Source organism: Ruegeria sp. TM1040 (assembly GCF_000014065.1).
GTDB lineage: Bacteria > Pseudomonadota > Alphaproteobacteria > Rhodobacterales > Rhodobacteraceae > Epibacterium.
Map to the genome: position 1 here is coordinate 1,311,344 of NC_008044.1, position 19,333 is coordinate 1,330,676.

Sequence of the window (19,333 nt, forward strand, 5' to 3'; positions counted from 1 at the left end):
CCAGAGCGCCATCGGACAAGAGGATTTGCGATGAAACGGGTTGTGATTACCGGCGCCGGGACCATCAACGCGCTGGGGCATTCGGTCGCCGAAACCTTGGAGTCCATGCGTGAAGGGCGTTGCGGAATTGGCGAGTTGGACTTTCGCGATGTTGATCGTCTTGCGATTAAGATAGGCGGGCAAGTCCAGAATTTCGAAGCAGAAGGTCGCTTCAATCGCCAGCAGATGGTGCTCTACGATCGGTTCACGCAGTTCACCTTGGTGGCGGCCTCTGAGGCGATCCGTCAATCCGGTCTCGAGTTCACCGGCGACCTGGCTGCGCGGTCCGGGGTCGTGCTGGGAACGGCAGGCGGTGGTGTCTCGACCTGGGATGACAACTACCGATCGGTCTACGAGGATGGCAAGAATCGCGTGCATCCTTTTGTTGTTCCGAAACTTATGAACAACGCCGCTGCCAGCCATGTGTCGATGGAATACAACCTCAAGGGGCCGAGCTTTACGGTTTCTACCGCCTGTGCGTCCTCAAATCATGCGATGGCGCAGGCCTTTCAGATGGTGCGCAGCGGCATGAGTCCCGCCATGGTCACGGGTGGGTCTGAATCGATGCTCTGCTTCGGCGGGGTGAAGGCGTGGGAAGGACTGCGCGTGATGTCCAAGGACGCCTGCCGCCCCTTCAGTGCCAACCGCAATGGCATGGTGCAGGGCGAGGGTGCTGGGATCTTTGTGTTTGAGGAATATGAACACGCCAAGGCCCGCGGCGCGGAGATCCTGTGCGAAGTGATCGGCTACGCCATGAGCTCGGATGCGGCCGACATTGTGATGCCCAGCAAACAGGGCGCGGCGCGTGCAATCTCGGGCGCGCTCAGGGATGCTCAGATCAACGCCAGCGACGTGGGGTATATCAACGCGCATGGGACCGGCACCGCCGCCAATGACAAGACCGAATGCGCAGCTGTTGCGGATGTCTTTGGGCCGCATGCTGATAACCTCATGATTTCGTCAACAAAATCCATGCACGGTCACCTTATTGGTGGGACGGGCGCGGTGGAGCTTTTGGCCTGTATCATGGCGTTGCGCGACGGGGTGATCGCGCCGACCATCGGCTATGAAGAGGCCGACCCTGAATGCGCGCTGGACGTGGTGCCCAATGAGGCGCGAGAGGCCAAGGTAGACGTGGCCTTGTCAAATGCTTTTGCCTTTGGCGGCCTCAACGCTGTGCTAGCGCTGCGTCGGGTCTGACGGTCAGGGCTGAGACCTGTCCGAGCGCACAGTAATCTTCTGCCGGAGCTCAAACCCGCCAGACCTCATATCGACCAGACATTAAAAAGCCCCGCCTGATCGATACGTCAGGCGGGGCTTCTTATTGTTAGGCCAGAGGCTTACTGCTGGACGACGTCGACGGCATTATAGCCTGCGGTAAAGCCTTTGAGCGACATCGGCACGGAGACGGTGGTGTCCGGTGCTGGCGCCGGGCGCAGGCTGAAGATGGCCTGGCTACCTTGTTTGAACGCGTTGATATCGGCTTCTGTAAGGCCGATCTGCGCGATGCAGCCAGCGGTGTTGCAGAAGGAGAAGTTATAGCGCTTGCCCGGTGCCCCATCGACGGAAACGGTTAGGCCTGCAGGCAGCAGGGTTTCAAGCGGTGCAATCACGGTTGCGCCTGCCACGGCCTGCCCACCGGTCTGTTCAATGCGAAAGAGGGAGACTTCGGCGACCGGGCCACCTTCTTCGTCGAGGAGAACCTGCAACAACGAGCACGGATCATCGCCGGACTGGGTCCGGACACAGGCCAGATCCCAATCGCCAAATTTTTCTTTGGAATATCGCTGACCAACCTGAAGCGCAGCCTCTGCAGGGGTTCCCAGATCGAGCAGTTGATCTGCAGAAGCCGTAGGGGCGTCTGCGCTTTCCTCTGCGGTTTGATCGGCGGTGTCCTGATCTGTCGTCTCTTGCGCCACCAGCGGCGACGCCGCAAGAAGAAGTGCGAGAGAGACGGAGCTGAGGGATTTCAACATAAATGCCTCTTCTGTTTGAATCTGTCCTCGCCGTTTACCACGCTATCCCATGAGTGTCAGGCGAATATGCGGGCGGGCCCAAACATATCCCTGATTTCCGCCGATTTGCAGCTGAGTTGCGTCTTGATCGGCCGCCGTCATCGCGTCTGACCTGGCAAGGGCGTGTTTTGTGGGATTGGTCGGGCGAGGGCGAACACACTGTATGCGGGTGCAACGAAAAAAGGGGGCCGAAGCCCCCTTTTTGCGTCTACATCTCCCCGTCGGACTGGCCGACTTAGTTATTATTCAGAACGTTACGAGCGAAATCGCCATCGGTCAACATGGAATAGAAAAAAAATGATCCCAGACTGCTGCGCGGCGTTTTACGGTCCAATTACTGTGAAAATATGACAAGCTGGCTGCAGTCTGGCGAAGGTTTCGCCGATGAGGCAGAGAGCGAGATAAAAAAAAGGCCGTGCGCGAGGCACGGCCAGTCTGACAGGGAGGAAATGTCCGATGACTCAACCGCATTCGAGCCAACGGGCATCTTCACGCTGGCACATAAAGGTTAACATTGTATTTTGATCCGGGCGCAATTTGGGGAGATACACGGGCATGGCAGAGGAAATATTCGTCGGTGGCGGAGGGGACGCATATGGCGATCCACAATACCTCACGTTGAAATATGCCAACCGGCACGGTCTGATTGCGGGCGCAACGGGAACCGGTAAAACCGTTACACTTCAAATCCTTGCCGAGAGTTTCTCGAATGAAGGCGTGCCGGTCATCTTGGCGGATGTCAAAGGAGACCTGTCCGGACTGGCGCGCGCAGGCAGCGAAACGGCGGAGTTGCATGCGCCTTTCGTGAAAAGAGCACAAAAAATTGGATTTACCTCTTTTTCCTATCACGACACCCCCGTCACCTTCTGGGATCTCTTTGCACAACAGGGCCATCCGATCCGGACCACGGTTGCCGAAATGGGGCCTTTGCTGCTGTCGCGTCTGCTGGAACTCAGCGAAGCACAGGAGGGTATCCTGAACATTGCCTTCCGGCTTGCGGATGAGCAGGGGCTGCCGCTGCTGGATCTCAAGGATCTACAAGCGCTGTTGGTCTGGGTCGGCGAGAACCGCGAAAGCCTGTCCCTGCGCTACGGCAATGTCTCCACCGCTTCGATCGGCGCCATCCAGCGCCGCCTGCTGGTTCTGGAGAACCAGGGCGGGGCGCTGATCTTTGGCGAGCCGGCCTTGGATCTTGAGGATCTGATGCGCTTTGATGCTGCGGGCCGGGGCATGGTGAACATTCTGGCCGCGGATAAATTGATGGCTTCTCCAAAGCTTTACGCGACGTTCTTGCTGTGGCTGTTGAGCGAGCTGTTCGAGAGCCTTCCTGAAGTCGGAGATCCGGAAAAGCCCAAGCTGGTGTTCTTTTTCGACGAGGCGCATCTCCTGTTTGAAGACGCACCCAAAGCCCTCATCGACAAGGTGGAACAGGTCGCACGGCTGATCCGCTCCAAGGGGGTTGGGATCTATTTTGTCACCCAGTCTCCGGACGACATTCCTGAGGATATTCTGGGGCAGTTGGGCAATCGCATCCAACATGCGCTGCGTGCGTTTACGGCGCGGGATCAGAAGAAGCTGAAGCTTGCCGCAGAAACCTATCGTGCAAACCCGCGTTTTTCGACCGAAGACGCCATCCGTGAGGTCGGCGTCGGCGAGGCGGTGACCTCCATGCTCGAGAAAAAGGCCGTACCTGGCGTGGTGGAGCGGACGCTTATTCGCCCGCCCTCGAGCCAGCTTGGACCGATCACCGAAGAGTTCCGCAGGAGTGTAATGCAAGCGTCTGATATGGCGGGAAAATATGACAAGTCTGTTGATCGCCATTCAGCCTATGAAATCCTGAAAGAGCGGGCGGACAAAGCCTCGAGAGAAGCGGCAGACGCCGAGGCGCAAGCCGAAACAGCGCCAGATCCGGTGGTGCGCGAGTTCAGCGCCGCGCGACGGTATAGCGGCAGTCGCGTGGGGCGATCCACCTCGCGCCGGATCGGCGGCGGTGACACTTTTGCCTCCGCCATGTCCGAGTCGGTGATCAAAGAACTGAAAGGCACCACCGGGCGGCGCATCGTTCGCGGGATTCTGGGCGGGCTCTTCAAGGGGCGCTGATGTAAAAAGAGCCGGAACCTCAGTGGGTTCCGGCTCTTTCTTTGTCTGTGATTTGGAGTGATCAGCCGATCCGGTAGTTCGGGGATTCGCGGGTGATCTGCACATCGTGCACATGGCTCTCTTTGAGGCCTGCGCCCGTGATGCGAACAAATTCACAAGAGGTGCGCATGTCATCGACAGTGGCGCAGCCGGTATAGCCCATGGCTGCACGCAGGCCGCCGACGAGCTGGTGGATCACTGCGCCAGCGGCGCCCTTATACGGAACCTGGCCTTCGATACCTTCGGGCACCAGCTTGTCGCTGGCAGCGTCTTTCTGGAAATAGCGATCCGCAGACCCGCGCGCCATCGCACCCATGGAGCCCATGCCGCGATAGGATTTGAAAGAGCGGCCTTGGTAGAGAATGACTTCGCCGGGCGACTCGTCGGTGCCCGCAATCATCGACCCCACCATGGCGCAGGAGGCGCCGGCGGCGATGGCCTTGGCAAAGTCACCAGAGAACTTGATGCCACCATCTGCAATTACAGGCGTATCGCCCGCAGCGCTTGCGCAATCCATGATGGCCGTCAGCTGAGGCACGCCGACGCCGGCCACCATGCGGGTGGTGCAGATGGAGCCCGGACCAATGCCGACCTTGACCGCATCCGCGCCCGCATCGATGAGCGCCCGTGTTGCGGCCGCGGTGGCGACGTTGCCTGCGATGACCTGAACATCGCTCGATAGCGCCTTGATGCGTGTCACGGCTTCGATCACGCCAGCGGAATGGCCGTGGGCTGTATCGACCACAACCACGTCGACGCCCGCATCAATCAACGCCTCGGAACGCTCGAACCCGCTATCCCCGACGGAGCTTGCTGCTGCAACACGAAGGCGGCCCAGGTCGTCTTTCACCGCTGTCGGGTTCAGGACGGCCTGTTCGGTGTCCTTGAGGGTCAAGAGGCCCGTCAGCTTGCCGTCCTTGTCGGTCACGAGCAGCTTCTCGATCCGCCGCGCCTTCATCAAAGAGATCGCCTCGTCGCGTTCTGCCGGTTCTTGCAGCATTGCAAGATTGTCAGAGGTCATCATCACCGAAACCGGCGTCTTGTCATCGGAGGCAAAGCGCATGTCGCGGTTGGTCACGATCCCGACGACACGGCCACTGTCATCCACAACCGGGAACCCGGTGACGCGATAGCGTTCTTGCAGTGCCTTGGCATCTGCCAGCGTCTGGTCGGCGCGCAGGGTGATGGGGTTGTAGACGATGCCGCTCTCGAAACGCTTCACGCGACGCACCTGACGGGCCTGCTCCTCGATGTCGAGGTTCTTGTGGATCACGCCCATGCCACCGGCCTGCGCCATGGTAATCGCCATGCGCGATTCCGTGACCGTGTCCATTGCCGAACTCAGCAGCGGGATATTGAGCGAGATAGCACGGGTCACCCGCGTGCGCGTGTCCGCCGTATTTGGCAGTACACTGGATGCGGCCGGAACCAGCAAAACATCGTCAAAGGTGAGAGCCTCACGAATCTGCATCTGTCTTCCCCATGCAAAACACCGTTTGGCGGTGACCCTATTGCACAGTTCCGCGAAAGGGGGAAGGGGGGCGCGACATTTTTCGCCGCATCGCGGCGGCCTTCGCCCCGCTGGCTGATGCAGATCAAAGAGGTGTTGGATTTGCCGGGTATTGGGTAGGCATATGGAAAACGCGCGGAGACACCTATGTTAGCCCCCCTCGACGGATTGATCATTCTCGACCTCACACATGTTCTTGCCGGGCCCTATGCCTCCATGACGCTTTCGGATCTCGGCGCGCGGGTCATCAAGGTGGAACGCCCTGGCGTTGGTGACGACACCCGCGCCTTTCCGCCGTTCAAAGACGGCGAGAGCGCCTATTTTGCAACCATCAATCATGGCAAGGAAAGCATCGCGCTCGACCTCAAGAATGCCAAGGACCGTATTGTTTTTGAAGAGCTACTTCAAAAATCGGATGTGGTTCTTGAGAACTATCGCCCCGGTGTGATGGAACGCCTCGGATATGGTTGGGATGACCTTCACCCCAAGTACCCCAAGCTCATCTATGGTGCGGTTTCCGGCTTTGGTCACAGTGGTCCCGACAGTCAGCGCCCCGCCTACGACATGGTGGTGCAGGCCCGCGGCGGCGTGATGTCGATCACCGGTGAACGAGACCGCGAACCTGTGCGCGTGGGCGCCTCTATCGGAGACATCGCCGCCGGTATGTTTCTGGCGCAAGGGATCCTGGCCGCCCTGTTGCAGCGCGAGAAAACCGGTGAAGGACAAAAGATCGACATTGCCATGCTTGATTGCCAACTCGCCATGCTGGAACATGCAATTGCACTGACCACCATAAGCGGCGAGGCGCCCCGGCCCTCGGGGGCAAGACATCCCTCGATTACCCCGTTTGAGACCTTTCATGCGGCAGATGGGCTGTTTGTAATCGCGGCAGGAAATGACGTTCTGTTTGCCCGGCTCTGCGAGGCATTGGAGTTGCCCATTGCGCAGGATGAGCGCTTTGCCACCAATCCCGCAAGATGCGAAAATGCGCGCCTTCTCAAGCGGTTGATCGAAGCAGTTACACTGGAGCATGGCAAACGGCACTGGATCGACCTACTGACCAAAGCTGGGGTGCCCACAGGGCCGATACAGAATGTGGCCGAGGTGCTGGAGGACCCGCAGATCCGGGCACGCAACATGGTGGTGGATGTGCTCGATCGGGACGGAAACCCGGCCTATGTGGCGGCAGGCAACCCAATCAAGATGAGCGCGCTCAAGGACCCAAGCACCCGCCCCGCCGCACCCAAGCTGGACGAGAATCGCGAAGAGATCCTGACGTGGCTGAGAGAGGCCTGAGGTCTCTCGGGTATTTTGCGCAAATGCCGCCGTTGGAACAGAAAACGGCGGTGTTCGACGTTCTCGCGCCTGAAACTGCCATATGCTTCGCATCAACTGCGCAGAATTAAAGGCTAAAGACATGTCGAACGATCCCCTCGTCGTGTTCACCCCCTCCGGCAAACGCGGACGTTTTCCAGTTGGCACTCCGGTGCTGACGGCGGCGCGCCAGCTGGGGGTCGATCTTGATTCCGTTTGTGGTGGGCGGGGCATCTGCTCCAAATGCCAGATCACGCCGTCTTATGGTGAATTCTCGAAACACGGTGTCACCGTGGCCGATGACGCCCTGTCGGAATGGAACAAGGTCGAGCAGCGCTATAAGGACAAGCGCGGTCTGATCGACGGGCGCCGTCTGGGCTGTCAGGCGAAGATCGAAAAAGACGTGGTGATCGACGTCCCGGCCGAGAGCCAGGTCCACAAGCAAGTGGTTCGCAAGCGGGCCGAGGCGCGCGACATCGTCATGAACCCCTCAATCCGCCTGTATTATGTCGAGGTAGAAGAACCGGATATGCACAAGCCCACCGGCGACTTGGAGCGTCTGTGTGAGGGGCTTGAGAAGCAGTGGAATATCAAGGGCGTAAAAGCCGATTTTGAGGTTCTTAGAGAGCTGCAGCCGACCCTGCGCAAAGGCGGCTGGACGGTGACGGTCGCGGTGCAACTGGGGACTGAGACCGCGCCTGCGCGCATCATGCAGATCTGGCCGGGCTACTATGAAGGTACGGTTTACGGGCTGGCGGTGGACCTTGGCTCTACCACCATTGCGGCGCATCTGTGCGATCTCAAAACCGGCGAGGTTCTGGCGTCCTCGGGGATCATGAACCCGCAGATCCGCTTTGGCGAAGATCTGATGAGCCGGGTGTCTTATGCTATGATGAACAAGGGCGGTGATCTGGAGATGACCCGCGCCGTGCGTGAAGGGATGAACGCGCTCTTTTCGCAGATTTCAGAAGAGGCGCAGATTGATCAGGGGCTGATCATGGACGCGGTCTTTGTCTGCAACCCCGTCATGCATCACCTGTTTCTCGGAATCGATCCCTTTGAACTTGGACAGGCACCCTTTGCGCTGGCCACATCGGACGCCTTGGCGCTGCAAGCGCGCGATCTGGATCTGAAACTTCACCGTGCGGCGCGGATCTATCTGTTGCCCTGTATCGCGGGACACGTCGGCGCGGATGCAGCGGCCGTCGCCCTCTCTGAGGCACCGGATAAATCCGATGACCTCGTGCTCGTTGTCGATGTGGGAACAAATGCCGAGATCCTATTGGGAAACAAGGATAAAGTGCTGGCGTGCTCTTCGCCAACGGGCCCTGCCTTTGAGGGGGCGCAGATTTCCTCCGGCCAGCGTGCAGCCCCCGGTGCCATCGAACGTGTCGAGATCGATCCCGTCACCAAAGAGCCTCGGTTCCGTGTCATCGGGTCCGAGATCTGGTCGGATCAGGACGGGTTTGAGCAGAGCATCGCAACCACCGGGATCACCGGCATCTGCGGCTCTGGCATCATCGAGGCCATCGCAGAGATGCGGCTGGCTGGTGTATTGGATGCCTCGGGTCTGATCGGATCCGCCGAGCAGACCGGAAGCGCGCGGTGTGTCCCCGAAGGTCGCACCAATGCCTATCTCCTGTGGGACGCAACCGCAGAGGGGGGGCCACGCATTACAGTCACCAATCCCGACATCCGGGCGATCCAGATGGCCAAGGCGGCGCTCTATTCCGGGGCGCGGCTGCTGATGGACAAGATCGGCGTGGATCAGGTGGACCGCGTGGTTCTCGCGGGGGCCTTTGGCGCGCATATCTCGGCCAAACATGCGATGGTGCTGGGCATGATCCCCGATTGCCCCCTCGACAAGGTGACAAGCGCAGGCAACGCGGCGGGAACGGGCGCGCGGATTGCGCTCCTCAACACTGACGCGCGTCAAGAGATCGAAGATACCGTGCGCAAGATCGAGAAAGTCGAAACCGCTGTCGAGCCACGTTTCCAGGAGCATTTTGTCAATGCTTCTGCAATTCCGAACTCCGCCGAGCCTTTCCCGATCCTGCAAAGCGTGGTGAGCCTGCCGGAGGTGAGCTTCAACTCCGCCGGGGCAGACGCCGCCCGCAGCGGTGGTCGGCGCAGGCGCCGCGGCGGCTGAGGAATAGGTCATCGCCATCGGTGTTGAAACCGCTTGTGGCGTGCCCGGCGCGGGCGTTAGAGAGGCATCCAAACGGAAACCGCGCCGGCAATCTGCATGGCGTCTCTGGAGCGGATGCAAATATGACACCGGGTGCGCGCGTACAGGCGGCTATTGAAATTCTCGATGAAATCCTCGCGGGTCAGGCTGTGGAAAAGACCCTGACCAACTGGGCGCGGCGCAGTCGATTTGCCGGATCAAAAGACCGCGCCGCGGTGCGCGATCACGTCTATCAGGCGCTTCGGTGCCGCCGGTCCTATGCGGTTCTGGGGGGAAGTGAGACCGGACGGGGGCTGATGCTTGGCGCTTGCAAGGATCAAGGGCTTGATCAGGCAGTGCTCTTTCACGGTGAAGGGCATGCGCCGTCCCCCCTCAGCGCCGCCGAACAGAGCATCGCGCCCGAATTTCACAGCGACGCAGAGCGTCATGATATCCCGGAGTGGCTCTGGCCCGTGTTTTCACGCAGCCTCGGCACTGAGGCGATTGCAGCGGCAACCGCGCTCAGGTCTCGAGCGGCAGTTCATCTGCGGGTGAACCTCTTGAAAGGAGATCGCGACAACGCCATCAAGCGGCTCACGCGGGAGGGCATTGCCACAGAGCCGCATCCAGCCTCGCCGACCGCCCTGACCGTGACAGAGGGGGCGCGCCGCATAAAAAACGCAGAAAGCTACCTGCAAGGCTTTGTGGAATTGCAGGACGCTGCCAGTCAGGCAGTCGTCGATAAGCTGCCAGTGCAAAATGCCCCGAGGATATTGGACTATTGTTCCGGCGGTGGAGGCAAGGCTCTGGCGATTGCAGCACAGACCCAGGCTGAGGTCTATGCGCATGATGCAGACCCACGACGCATGCGCGACATTCCCGAACGCGCCATGCGGGCGGGGGCGGATATTCGCTGCCTTACCTCCGAGGAGCTTGTAACGCAGGCGCCGTTTGACCTCGTGCTCTGTGATGCGCCCTGCAGTGGTAGCGGGTCTTGGAGGCGTGATCCCGAGGGTAAGTGGCGCCTCACGCAGGACACTCTTGATGACACCGTAGCGCTGCAGGCCCGAATTCTGGATGAAGCTGCTCAACGCGTCGCGCCGGGGGGCGTCCTGGCCTTTGCGACCTGTTCGATGCTGGATGTGGAAAACAGCCTGCAGACACAGCGCTTTCAGGAGCGGCACACCGGCTGGGCGCACTTGTCTGAAACGGCATGGCATGTGCATAGTGGAACAGACGGATTTTACGTATCGGTGTTTCGGCGGAATGGCACAGAATAAACGATTGTAAAGTTTCGCATTTCGGCGCTGTGGTTAACCTCGCTTTAACCATCCGTGTCATGATAGTGCGTCAATAAGACTGTTAACGGAGCCGTAATGATTGGTCGCTCTTCTTCGATTGCCCCCAGCCTGAAGATCCAGACGCCGGAGCAGGCGCGCTTGGCGGCGACCTTTCTGCTATCGGCGCTGTTGATCGTGTTGCCGTGGCTGTTGCCGGTGCCGGAGTGGATCGGGCGGGCGCTGGTGGCAGTCGGGCTGACGCTGGGCGGTGTCTCTGCGATGATCTTGATACAGACCCGGGTCCGCATGGGCGCGCGCACGATGGCGAGCGAGTTGCTGACGGGCTTTATCGACAAGGACGCATCCGCCAGCTTCGTCACCGACGAGGACGGGGTGATCCATGCCTGCAACACCGCTGCGCTCAAGCGATTTGAGGGCAGCGAAAGTGATACGATCTCGGGCACATTGCGCTCGGTTCTGGCCAATCCGTCCGCGGTGCTCTTCCGTTTGCAGAGCCGTGCCAAGCTCGAAGGGTCGGCCCGCGAGGACATCGTGACGCGGCGTGGAAACGTCCGCATTGCGGTGCATGAGATGGCCAATGGCAGCTTCTTGTGGCGAGTTGAGGACATGGGCGAACGCCCCTCCGGGCGCACGGCGGATGCCAGCCCGGTGCCGATGATCTCGGTTGGACGCACGGGCGCCGTCCTGTTCATGAACGAATCCGCGCGCAGCCTGATCGGAGAGCGCGTGAAATCGACAGATCGGCTCTTTACGTCACTGCCGGTGATCCCGGGGCGGATCAACACGATCATGACCAAAAGCGGCCCCGTTGAGGTGCTGGTCAGCGAACACGCGCGCGGCCAGGGGCGCAGCGAAATCTACTTCATGAAAGCCGTTGTCGAGGACAGTGGGCCTCATACCGGGTTCGAGAGCCTGCCGGTGCCGCTCCTCAAGGTTCGCGCGGGTGGCGAGGTGATGGCGGTCAACCGCATGGCCATGCGGCTTTTGGGCATCGAAGAAGCCGAAGGCGTGCAGTTGGGGCAATTGATGGAGGGCCTTGGCCGCCCCATGAACGATTGGCTGCAAGAAACGTCCAAGGGGCTTGCGCCGCATAAGTCCGAGTTCCTGCGGGTGTCACGCGACGACAAGGAAGTCTTTGTGCAGGTGACGCTCACGCGGATCATCGAGGATGGCGAGACGCTATTGCTGGCGGTTCTGAACGATGCAACCGAGCTGAAAACCCTTGAGGCGCAATTTGTTCAAAGCCAGAAGATGCAGGCGATCGGTCAGCTCGCGGGCGGCGTGGCACATGATTTCAACAATCTTTTGACTGCGATTTCAGGGCATTGCGACCTGCTTTTACTGCGTCACGATCAGGGCGATCAGGATTATGGTGATCTGATCCAGATCCATGAAAACGCCAATCGCGCTGCTGCCTTGGTGAGCCAGTTGCTTGCGTTTTCGCGCAAGCAGACCCTGCAACCCGAGGTGCTCGATGTGCGCGAGACGCTCTCGGATCTGACCCATCTGCTGAACCGTCTGGTGGGGGAGAAAGTCTCGCTCACGCTGAGCCATGACCCGGTTATGCGCTCCATTCGGGCTGACAAACGCCAGCTTGAACAAGTTCTGATGAACCTCGTGGTGAATGCGCGGGACGCGATGCCACACGGGGGCGAAATCCGCGTGGAAACTGAGGTAGTAGCGCTCGACACAGCACTTGAACGCGATCGCGCCCTTGTGCCGCCGGGCGAGTGGGTCACCATCCAGGTGAGCGACGAGGGCACAGGGATCTCGCCGGACAAGCTTCAAAAGGTGTTTGAGCCCTTCTACACCACCAAACGCACCGGCGAAGGCACGGGGCTTGGGCTTTCCACCGCCTATGGCATCATCAAACAGACTGGTGGCTTCATTTTTGTGGATTCCGTGCTCAATCAGGGCACCAAGTTCACGCTCTATTTCCCGGTTTATCGCAGCGATGCGTCACACGACGTCGAAGAAGCGGTCGCACCGGCCAAGACCAAGGCACCGGCAGCACAACACGGCGAAGGCGTGGTTCTCTTGGTGGAGGACGAAGCTCCGGTTCGGGCCTTTGCATCGCGCGCGCTGCGCATGCGCGGCTATACGGTCCTTGAGGCCGAATCCGCTGAAGAGGCGCTCGACACGCTCGAAGATCCAAACCTCAGCGTTGATGTCTTTGTGACCGATGTCATCATGCCCGGGATGGATGGGCCGACTTGGGTGCGGGAAGCCCTCAAAACCCGGCCCGGCACCAAGGTGGTCTTTGTGTCCGGGTACTCCGAAGGGGCCTTTGGCGATGCGGAGCCCGACGTGCCGAATTCGGTCTTCCTGGCCAAACCGTTCTCGCTCTCGCAGCTCACGGAAACCGTTCAGTCTCAACTTCAGTAAGCAAGCTCCGCGTTGTGCGGCGTGCCTGATTCAGGTGGTGATCGATTGATAGAGCTCAAACTCCTCAGGGTGTTTGCGCCTGAATTTCTGCTCCGTGGCGGCTGAAAGTGTTAGATCGCCCTTGGGGCTCACATTTTCCGGCTGCGTTTCATAACTGAGGCCCGTACGATCCCTCAAAAAGGCGTGAAAGGGCGCGAGGTCTTCATAGGCGAAGAGATGCGTCACACGACAGCCATTTGGCTGAGATTCCAGGAACTTGGCCTGACTTCCTACATTGGCATGAGCGGGTCGTTTGCCGCGGCAATAGTCAGTCACGAATTCATCAAAGCTGAGGTCTTTGGTTGATGCGGGCTGCCCGTCCAGATGCGGACGTTGGCGAAACCGGTACCAGCTGCCGAGCCAGCTGATCGGCTCGCGCATGATGGCGGCGACTTCGAGTTCGGCATCGCAGACCTTCTCAAACATCGGACGGATCCAGCGATTGTAGCGATAGAGCGGCGCATGTTTGAGCTCTGGCGGGTCGGAAATCACCAGATCGGCATGAGGCCTCAGCGCGCTCTGCAGGGCGGTTGTGCCGGTCTTGGGCACCGAAAGCAGCACCAGCCGCGCGCAGTAAAATACCATCATGACGTTAAAGCTCCGGCAATAGTTCAAACTGTCTTCGCTTTGTAAACCTATCCTTAACCACACTGCCAGTCCCGTAAACGAACTGGAAATCATCTTGCAATGTTCTTGTTTTGACCTCATAAGGAACAAGAGGAGAACAAAGCAGTCATTGTCGTCCGCCTCCGGGTGTGACACATAGAGAAGGACACGGGTACTATGGCGGATCTATTGACCATGAAGGACGACAAGAAGAGCGGCGACAAGCAGAAGGCCTTGGACAGCGCGCTTGCCCAGATCGAACGGCAGTTCGGCAAGGGCTCGATCATGAAACTCGGCGATGGCACAGCCTTGCAAGAGATCGAGGCAAGCTCTACCGGCTCTCTTGGGCTGGATATTGCGCTTGGCATTGGTGGTCTGCCGATGGGCCGGATCGTCGAGATCTACGGGCCGGAAAGCTCCGGGAAAACCACGCTGACGCTGCACTGTATTGCTGAGCAGCAGAAAAAGGGCGGCGTTTGCGCCTTTGTGGATGCCGAACACGCGCTGGACCCGCAATATGCCAAAAAGCTGGGCGTCGATCTGGACGAGCTGCTGATTTCGCAGCCCGACACCGGCGAACAGGCGCTTGAGATCACCGACACGCTGGTGCGCTCCGGTGCGGTCAACATGGTGATCGTCGACTCGGTGGCGGCTTTGACCCCGAAGTCAGAGCTCGAGGGCGACATGGGTGACAGCAACGTCGGCGTGCAGGCCCGCCTGATGAGTCAGGCGATGCGCAAGCTCACCGGTTCCATCAGCCGCTCCAAATGCATGGTGATCTTTATCAACCAGATTCGCATGAAGATCGGCGTGATGTTCGGCTCGCCCGAGACCACCACCGGCGGCAACGCGCTGAAGTTCTACTCCTCGGTGCGACTGGACATCCGCCGCATCGGGTCGATCAAGGACCGCGACGAGGTTGTCGGCAACGCCACCCGCGTGAAGGTCGTCAAGAACAAGGTCGCACCGCCGTTCAAACAGGTGGAATTCGACATCATGTATGGCGAAGGCATCTCCAAGATGGGCGAATTGCTCGATCTGGGTGTGGCCGCAGGCGTGGTCAACAAGTCCGGTGCCTGGTTCTCTTATGGGGACGAGCGGATCGGGCAGGGGCGCGAGAATGCCAAAGGGTATCTGCGCGAAAACTCCCGCATCGCACTGGAGATCGAAGACAAGATCCGCGCTGCGCATGGGCTTGATTTCGACATGCCCCCCGAAGCGCAAGACGACGATGTTCTGTTTGAAGGCTGACGATGCACGTCACCGCTGAGGAACTTGATGCGGCGCTGCCGCATGTGATGGCCGCCCCGAAGGATCGGGCGGCCATTTCCATGTTGTGCCTGCGTCCCGGCTATAATCAGCGCCACTTTGTGGATGAGATTACTGTCACCCCCGAGGGCGGCATTCCCGGCGAACGCTGGTCGAGCCGACCTTGGCTGCAATTGGACGACGGCAGCGCCCATCCGGGCATTCAGGTCTGCATCCTGTCAAAGCGGGTGCTGGATCTGGTCTGGCGTCACCGGGAAGAGGTGCCCCATCCGGGCGATACGTTTATCGTCGATATGGATCTGTCCGAAGAAAACCTCCCCGTGGGGCAGCTGCTGCAGGTGGGTAGCGCGCTGTTGCGGGTGTCGGATGTGTTCAACGATGGCTGCGTAAAGTGGAAAACCCGCTATGGTGTCGCGGCAAAGGATTGGGTGAACCGGCCAGAAAACCGCGCATTGCGGCTGCGCGGAATTCTCTGTTCCGTCGCGCAGGCTGGACGCTTTCAATCCGGGGATCTTATGATCAAAAAACAGTGACCAACCCCACTGTTTTCCTTGGGAATATGCGCCAGGCAACTTGGGCGGTGGACAGCCCTGCATGGGCGCGATAAACCGCTTTGGACTGTTCCAATCACATCTAGAGAGCCGCGTTGACATGCCCAGCTTGAACGACATCCGGTCGACCTTTCTGAACTACTTTGCAAAGCAGGGCCATGAGGTCGTGGATTCCAGCCCGTTGGTTCCGCGCAATGACCCGACGCTCATGTTCACCAACTCCGGCATGGTGCAATTCAAAAATTGCTTCACCGGTGTGGACCGGCGTGACTATGTCCGCGCCACCACGGCGCAAAAATGTGTGCGTGCTGGCGGCAAGCACAATGACCTCGACAATGTCGGCTATACTGCCCGCCATCACACGTTTTTCGAGATGCTCGGCAACTTCTCCTTTGGGGATTATTTCAAAAACGAGGCGATCCCCTTTGCTTGGGAGCTGATCACCGGCGAGTTTGATATTCCCAAGGATAAACTCTACACGACCGTCTATCACACAGACGACGAAGCCTTTGAAATCTGGAAGAAAGTAGGCGTCCCGGAGGAGCGGATCATTCGGATTGCGACCTCTGACAACTTCTGGCAGATGGGCGACACGGGCCCCTGTGGTCCCTGCACCGAGATTTTCTATGACCACGGCGATCACATCTGGGGTGGCCCTCCGGGCTCGCCCGAGGAAGATGGCGACCGGTTCATCGAAATCTGGAACCTTGTTTTTATGCAGAACGAGCGCTTTGCGGATGGGTCCATGGTGGACCTCGACATGCAGTCGATCGACACCGGCATGGGGCTGGAGCGGATTGCGGCTCTCTTGCAGGGCACCCATGACAACTATGAGACCGATCTTTTCAAATATCTCATCGAGGCCTCGGCCACGGTGACCAAGAGCGAGCCCTATGGTGACCAGAACGTGCATCACCGCGTCATCGCCGACCACTTGCGGTCCTGTTCCTTCCTGATTGCCGAAGGTGTGCTGCCCTCCAACGAGGGACGGGGCTATGTGCTCCGCCGCATCATGCGTCGCGCGATGCGCCATGCCTCTCTCTTGGGGGCAACCGATCCGGTGATGCACAAGCTGGTGCCCGCGCTCGTGAGCCAGATGGGAGCGGCCTATCCGGAACTGGGGCAGGGGCAGGCGCTCATTGAAGAGACCTTCGAGCAGGAAGAAACCCGTTTTCTCAAGACCTTGGATCGCGGCCTTAAGCTCCTGGACGATGCGTCCGGTGATCTAGAAAAAGGCGATGTCCTGCCGGGCGAGACGGCCTTCAAGCTCTATGATACCTTCGGTTTCCCGCTCGACCTCACTCAGGATGCGCTGCGCGCGAAGGGCATCGAGGTGGACACCGACGGCTTTGACGCCGCGATGAAAGCCCAGAAAGAGCAGTCGCGCGCCGGCGGCATTGGTCTGGGCGATGCGACCGATGTCAAAGTCTACTTTGATATCGTCGACGCCGAGGGCACGACCGAATTCCTTGGCTATGAGACGGAAAAAGCCGAGGGGCAGATCGTGGCGCTGGTCAAGGACGGCGCCAGGGTCGACAGTGCCAAAGCGGGCGAGAGCGTTCAGATCATCCTGAACCAGACACCTTTTTATGGCGAGAGCGGTGGCCAGGTTGGCGACAGCGGTATGCTCACGGTTGAGGGCGGCGCTGCGCGGATCACCGACACCAAGAAGGTCGAAGGCCTGTTCCTTCACATCGCAGAAGTCACCGAGGGCGAGATCGCTGTCGGCAGCGGTGCAGCGATGGAAGTCGACCACGTCCGCCGCAGCCAGATCCGGGCGAACCACTCTGCCACCCACCTGCTGCACGAGGCGCTGCGCAATGCGCTTGGCGATCACGTTGCCCAGAAAGGCTCGCTCAACGCCGCAGATCGTCTGCGCTTTGACTTTAGTCACAACAAGGCGGTAAGCGCAGAGGACTTGTCGAAGATCTCCGCAGAAGTGAATGATTTCATTCGCCAAAACTCGGCCGTCAGCACCCGCATCATGACGCCCGATGATGCCCGCGCCCTGGGCGCTCAGGCGCTCTTTGGTGAGAAATACGGCGAAGAGGTTCGCGTTGTCTCCATGGGGCGCGCACCGACTGGCAAGGGTGCGGATGGCGAAACCTACTCCATCGAACTCTGCGGCGGCACCCATGTGAAACAGACTGGTGACATTGGCACCTTTGTGATCTTGGGTGACAGCGCATCCTCGGCTGGCGTGCGCCGGATCGAGGCGCTCACGGGCGCGGCCGCTTTTGCGCATCTGGAACGCGAAGCCGGGCGGATGGCGGAGGTTGCCGCCTCGCTCAAGGCACAGCCTGCGGATGTGATGGAACGGCTGAAGGCGCTTATGGACGAGCGCAAGGCCCTGCAGAACGAGATTGCGACCCTCAAGCAGCAGATCGCCATGGGCGGCGGCGCCGGTGGCGGTGCTGAAGCCAAAGAGATCGGCGGCAAGACCTTTCTCGGTCAGGCGCTGCAGGGAGTCTCGGGCAAGGATCTGCGTGGGCTGATAGATGCGCATAAGCAGAAAATCGGCTCTGGCGTGATCCTGCTGATTGCCGAGGATGACGGCAAGGTCGCCGTTGCTGCCGGGGTCACCGATGATCTGACCGGCGAAATTTCTGCTGTGGATGTGCTCAAGGCGGCTGTGCCAGCTGTGGGCGGCAAAGGGGGCGGTGGTCGTCCCGACATGGCGCAGGGCGGCGGTAAGGATTTCTCCGGCGCCGACGAGGCCATCAAGGCTGCCGAAGCTCTTTTGAAAGGATAAGACATCATGCCAGCTCTTTGGATTGCTCATGTAACCGTCACCGATGCCGACGCGTATGGAAAATACGCCGAGCTTGCCGGGCCAGCGATTGCGAAACATGGCGGAGAGTTCATCGCCCGGGGAGGCCGCTTTGTGCAGCTCGAGGGCAAGGAGCGTCCGCGCAATGTGGTTGCAAAGTTCCCCAGCGTTGAGGCCGCAGTCGACTGCTACAACAGCCCTGAATACCAAGAGGCGCTGAGCCACGCACGCGATGCATCCGAACGTGAGCTGATGGTTGTCGAAACCAGCGCCTGAGGCGTAAAACCTGTGCAAAACAGAAGATTGGGCTGCGCGTTTCGCGTGGCCCTTTTTCGTGATTAACAGCACCTTGACGTCTGGGTGAGAGAATAGCCAGACGAGTTGAGGAGAACATCATGTGCCGTTGGGCCGCCTATATTGGTCCCCCCGTCCATCTGGACGAAGTCGTGTGCAAGCCCGAGCATTCGCTGGTCGCGCAATCTGTCCACGCCTTTGAGTGTAAAACACAAACCAATGCCGACGGATTTGGGATCGCCTGGTATGACAGCCGCGAGGAACCGGGGCTTTATCGCGACACCCACCCGGCCTGGTCCGATCCGAACCTGAAGTCGATCACCCATCAGGTGCGCTCCGGGTTGTTTCTGGCGCATGTGCGCGCCTCAACCGGAACCGCGACCAGTCGCAATAACTGTCATCCCTTCACCCATGGGTGCTGGTCCTTCATGCACAACGGTCAGGTGGGCGGGTTTGAAAACTTTCGCCGTCGCGCCGATATGATAATCCCGGATGAGCTTTATTCTGCGCGAAAGGGGGCGACGGATAGCGAAGCGCTGTTCCTGATCGCCATAGCGGAAGGGCTCTACGAGGACCCCAAGGGCGCCATGCAGCGCGCAGTCGGCAGGCTGGAGGCGTTGAGCAGAGAGTTTGGTCACACACCCCACATGCGGATTGGCGCGGCCTTCAGCTGCGGCGGCGCTCTCTATGCGGTGCGCTATGCCTCGGATCACCTCGCACCCACGGTCTACAGCAGCAAAAGCGCAGATGGCACCGGGCGGCTCGTGGTGTCCGAGCCCCTCCACAAAGGCGAATGCTGGGAAGCAGTTCCCGCAGGATCTTTCTGCCGTTTCACGGCTGATGACACGGAGATCGAGGACTTTGTCCCTCAATTCTGATACCAAGCGCTCAAATGAAAAGGCCCGGTCAGTTTTGACCGGGCCTTTTTGCATTT

Annotated in this window: 14 protein-coding genes; 11 read left to right on the plus strand and 3 right to left on the minus strand. The window is 59.6% G+C overall.

Features of this window, described 5'->3' with window-relative positions:
* Window positions 1-30: 30 nt before the first annotated feature.
* Window positions 31-1,239: a beta-ketoacyl-[acyl-carrier-protein] synthase family protein gene (locus tag TM1040_RS10450; RefSeq protein ID WP_011538560.1), complete on the plus strand. Its 1,209-nt coding sequence runs from the start codon at window positions 31-33 to the stop codon at window positions 1,237-1,239.
* 140 nt (window positions 1,240-1,379) lie between these two features.
* Here the strand turns inward: TM1040_RS10450 and TM1040_RS10455 are convergent, their stop codons facing one another.
* Entirely contained in the window at window positions 1,380-2,015 is a 636-nt protein-coding gene (locus TM1040_RS10455) for an invasion associated locus B family protein (protein WP_011538561.1), read from the minus strand.
* A gap of 594 nt (window positions 2,016-2,609) precedes the next feature.
* Here TM1040_RS10455 and TM1040_RS10460 point away from each other — a divergent pair.
* The gene (locus TM1040_RS10460; protein ID WP_011538562.1) at window positions 2,610-4,154 is read left to right on the plus strand and encodes a helicase HerA-like domain-containing protein; all 1,545 of its coding nucleotides are present in this window, start codon (window positions 2,610-2,612) and stop codon (window positions 4,152-4,154) included.
* A gap of 61 nt (window positions 4,155-4,215) precedes the next feature.
* Here the strand turns inward: TM1040_RS10460 and guaB are convergent, their stop codons facing one another.
* Window positions 4,216-5,664, minus strand: coding sequence for an IMP dehydrogenase (gene guaB / locus TM1040_RS10465; RefSeq protein WP_011538563.1), 1,449 nt, complete (start codon window positions 5,662-5,664; stop codon window positions 4,216-4,218).
* Window positions 5,665-5,850: 186 nt separating this feature from the next.
* Between guaB and TM1040_RS10470 the strand changes: the two genes are divergently transcribed.
* The 4 genes from TM1040_RS10470 (at window position 5,851) to TM1040_RS10485 (ending at window position 12,870) form a co-directional block, all read left to right on the plus strand.
* Complete coding sequence (locus TM1040_RS10470) at window positions 5,851-6,999, plus strand: CaiB/BaiF CoA transferase family protein (RefSeq protein ID WP_011538564.1); 1,149 nt, start codon at window positions 5,851-5,853, stop codon at window positions 6,997-6,999.
* Window positions 7,000-7,120: 121 nt separating this feature from the next.
* Entirely contained in the window at window positions 7,121-9,166 is a 2,046-nt protein-coding gene (locus tag TM1040_RS10475) for an ASKHA domain-containing protein (protein WP_166485542.1), read from the plus strand.
* 122 nt (window positions 9,167-9,288) lie between these two features.
* On the plus strand, window positions 9,289-10,464 hold the full coding sequence (locus tag TM1040_RS10480; RefSeq protein WP_011538566.1) for an RsmB/NOP family class I SAM-dependent RNA methyltransferase: 1,176 nt from the start codon (window positions 9,289-9,291) through the stop codon (window positions 10,462-10,464).
* Between the two features lie 96 nt (window positions 10,465-10,560).
* Window positions 10,561-12,870: an ATP-binding response regulator gene (locus tag TM1040_RS10485; protein ID WP_011538567.1), complete on the plus strand. Its 2,310-nt coding sequence runs from the start codon at window positions 10,561-10,563 to the stop codon at window positions 12,868-12,870.
* A 30-nt stretch (window positions 12,871-12,900) separates the two neighbouring features.
* Here the strand turns inward: TM1040_RS10485 and TM1040_RS10490 are convergent, their stop codons facing one another.
* Window positions 12,901-13,497, minus strand: coding sequence for a hypothetical protein (locus TM1040_RS10490; protein ID WP_044026730.1), 597 nt, complete (start codon window positions 13,495-13,497; stop codon window positions 12,901-12,903).
* 195 nt (window positions 13,498-13,692) lie between these two features.
* Between TM1040_RS10490 and recA the strand changes: the two genes are divergently transcribed.
* From recA to TM1040_RS10515, 5 genes are all read left to right on the plus strand, one after another.
* Entirely contained in the window at window positions 13,693-14,766 is a 1,074-nt protein-coding gene (gene recA, locus TM1040_RS10495) for a recombinase RecA (RefSeq protein ID WP_011538569.1), read from the plus strand.
* A gap of 2 nt (window positions 14,767-14,768) precedes the next feature.
* The gene (locus TM1040_RS10500; protein WP_011538570.1) at window positions 14,769-15,317 is read left to right on the plus strand and encodes a hypothetical protein; all 549 of its coding nucleotides are present in this window, start codon (window positions 14,769-14,771) and stop codon (window positions 15,315-15,317) included.
* A 118-nt stretch (window positions 15,318-15,435) separates the two neighbouring features.
* Window positions 15,436-18,087, plus strand: a complete 2,652-nt coding sequence (alaS, locus tag TM1040_RS10505; protein ID WP_044027096.1) for an alanine--tRNA ligase — start codon at window positions 15,436-15,438, stop codon at window positions 18,085-18,087.
* A gap of 6 nt (window positions 18,088-18,093) precedes the next feature.
* Window positions 18,094-18,381, plus strand: coding sequence for a DUF1330 domain-containing protein (locus TM1040_RS10510; protein ID WP_011538572.1), 288 nt, complete (start codon window positions 18,094-18,096; stop codon window positions 18,379-18,381).
* A 119-nt stretch (window positions 18,382-18,500) separates the two neighbouring features.
* Window positions 18,501-19,277 carry a class II glutamine amidotransferase gene (locus TM1040_RS10515; protein WP_011538573.1) on the plus strand — a complete coding sequence of 259 codons (777 nt, stop codon included), beginning with the start codon at window positions 18,501-18,503 and terminating at the stop codon, window positions 19,275-19,277.
* Window positions 19,278-19,333 lie beyond the last annotated feature (56 nt).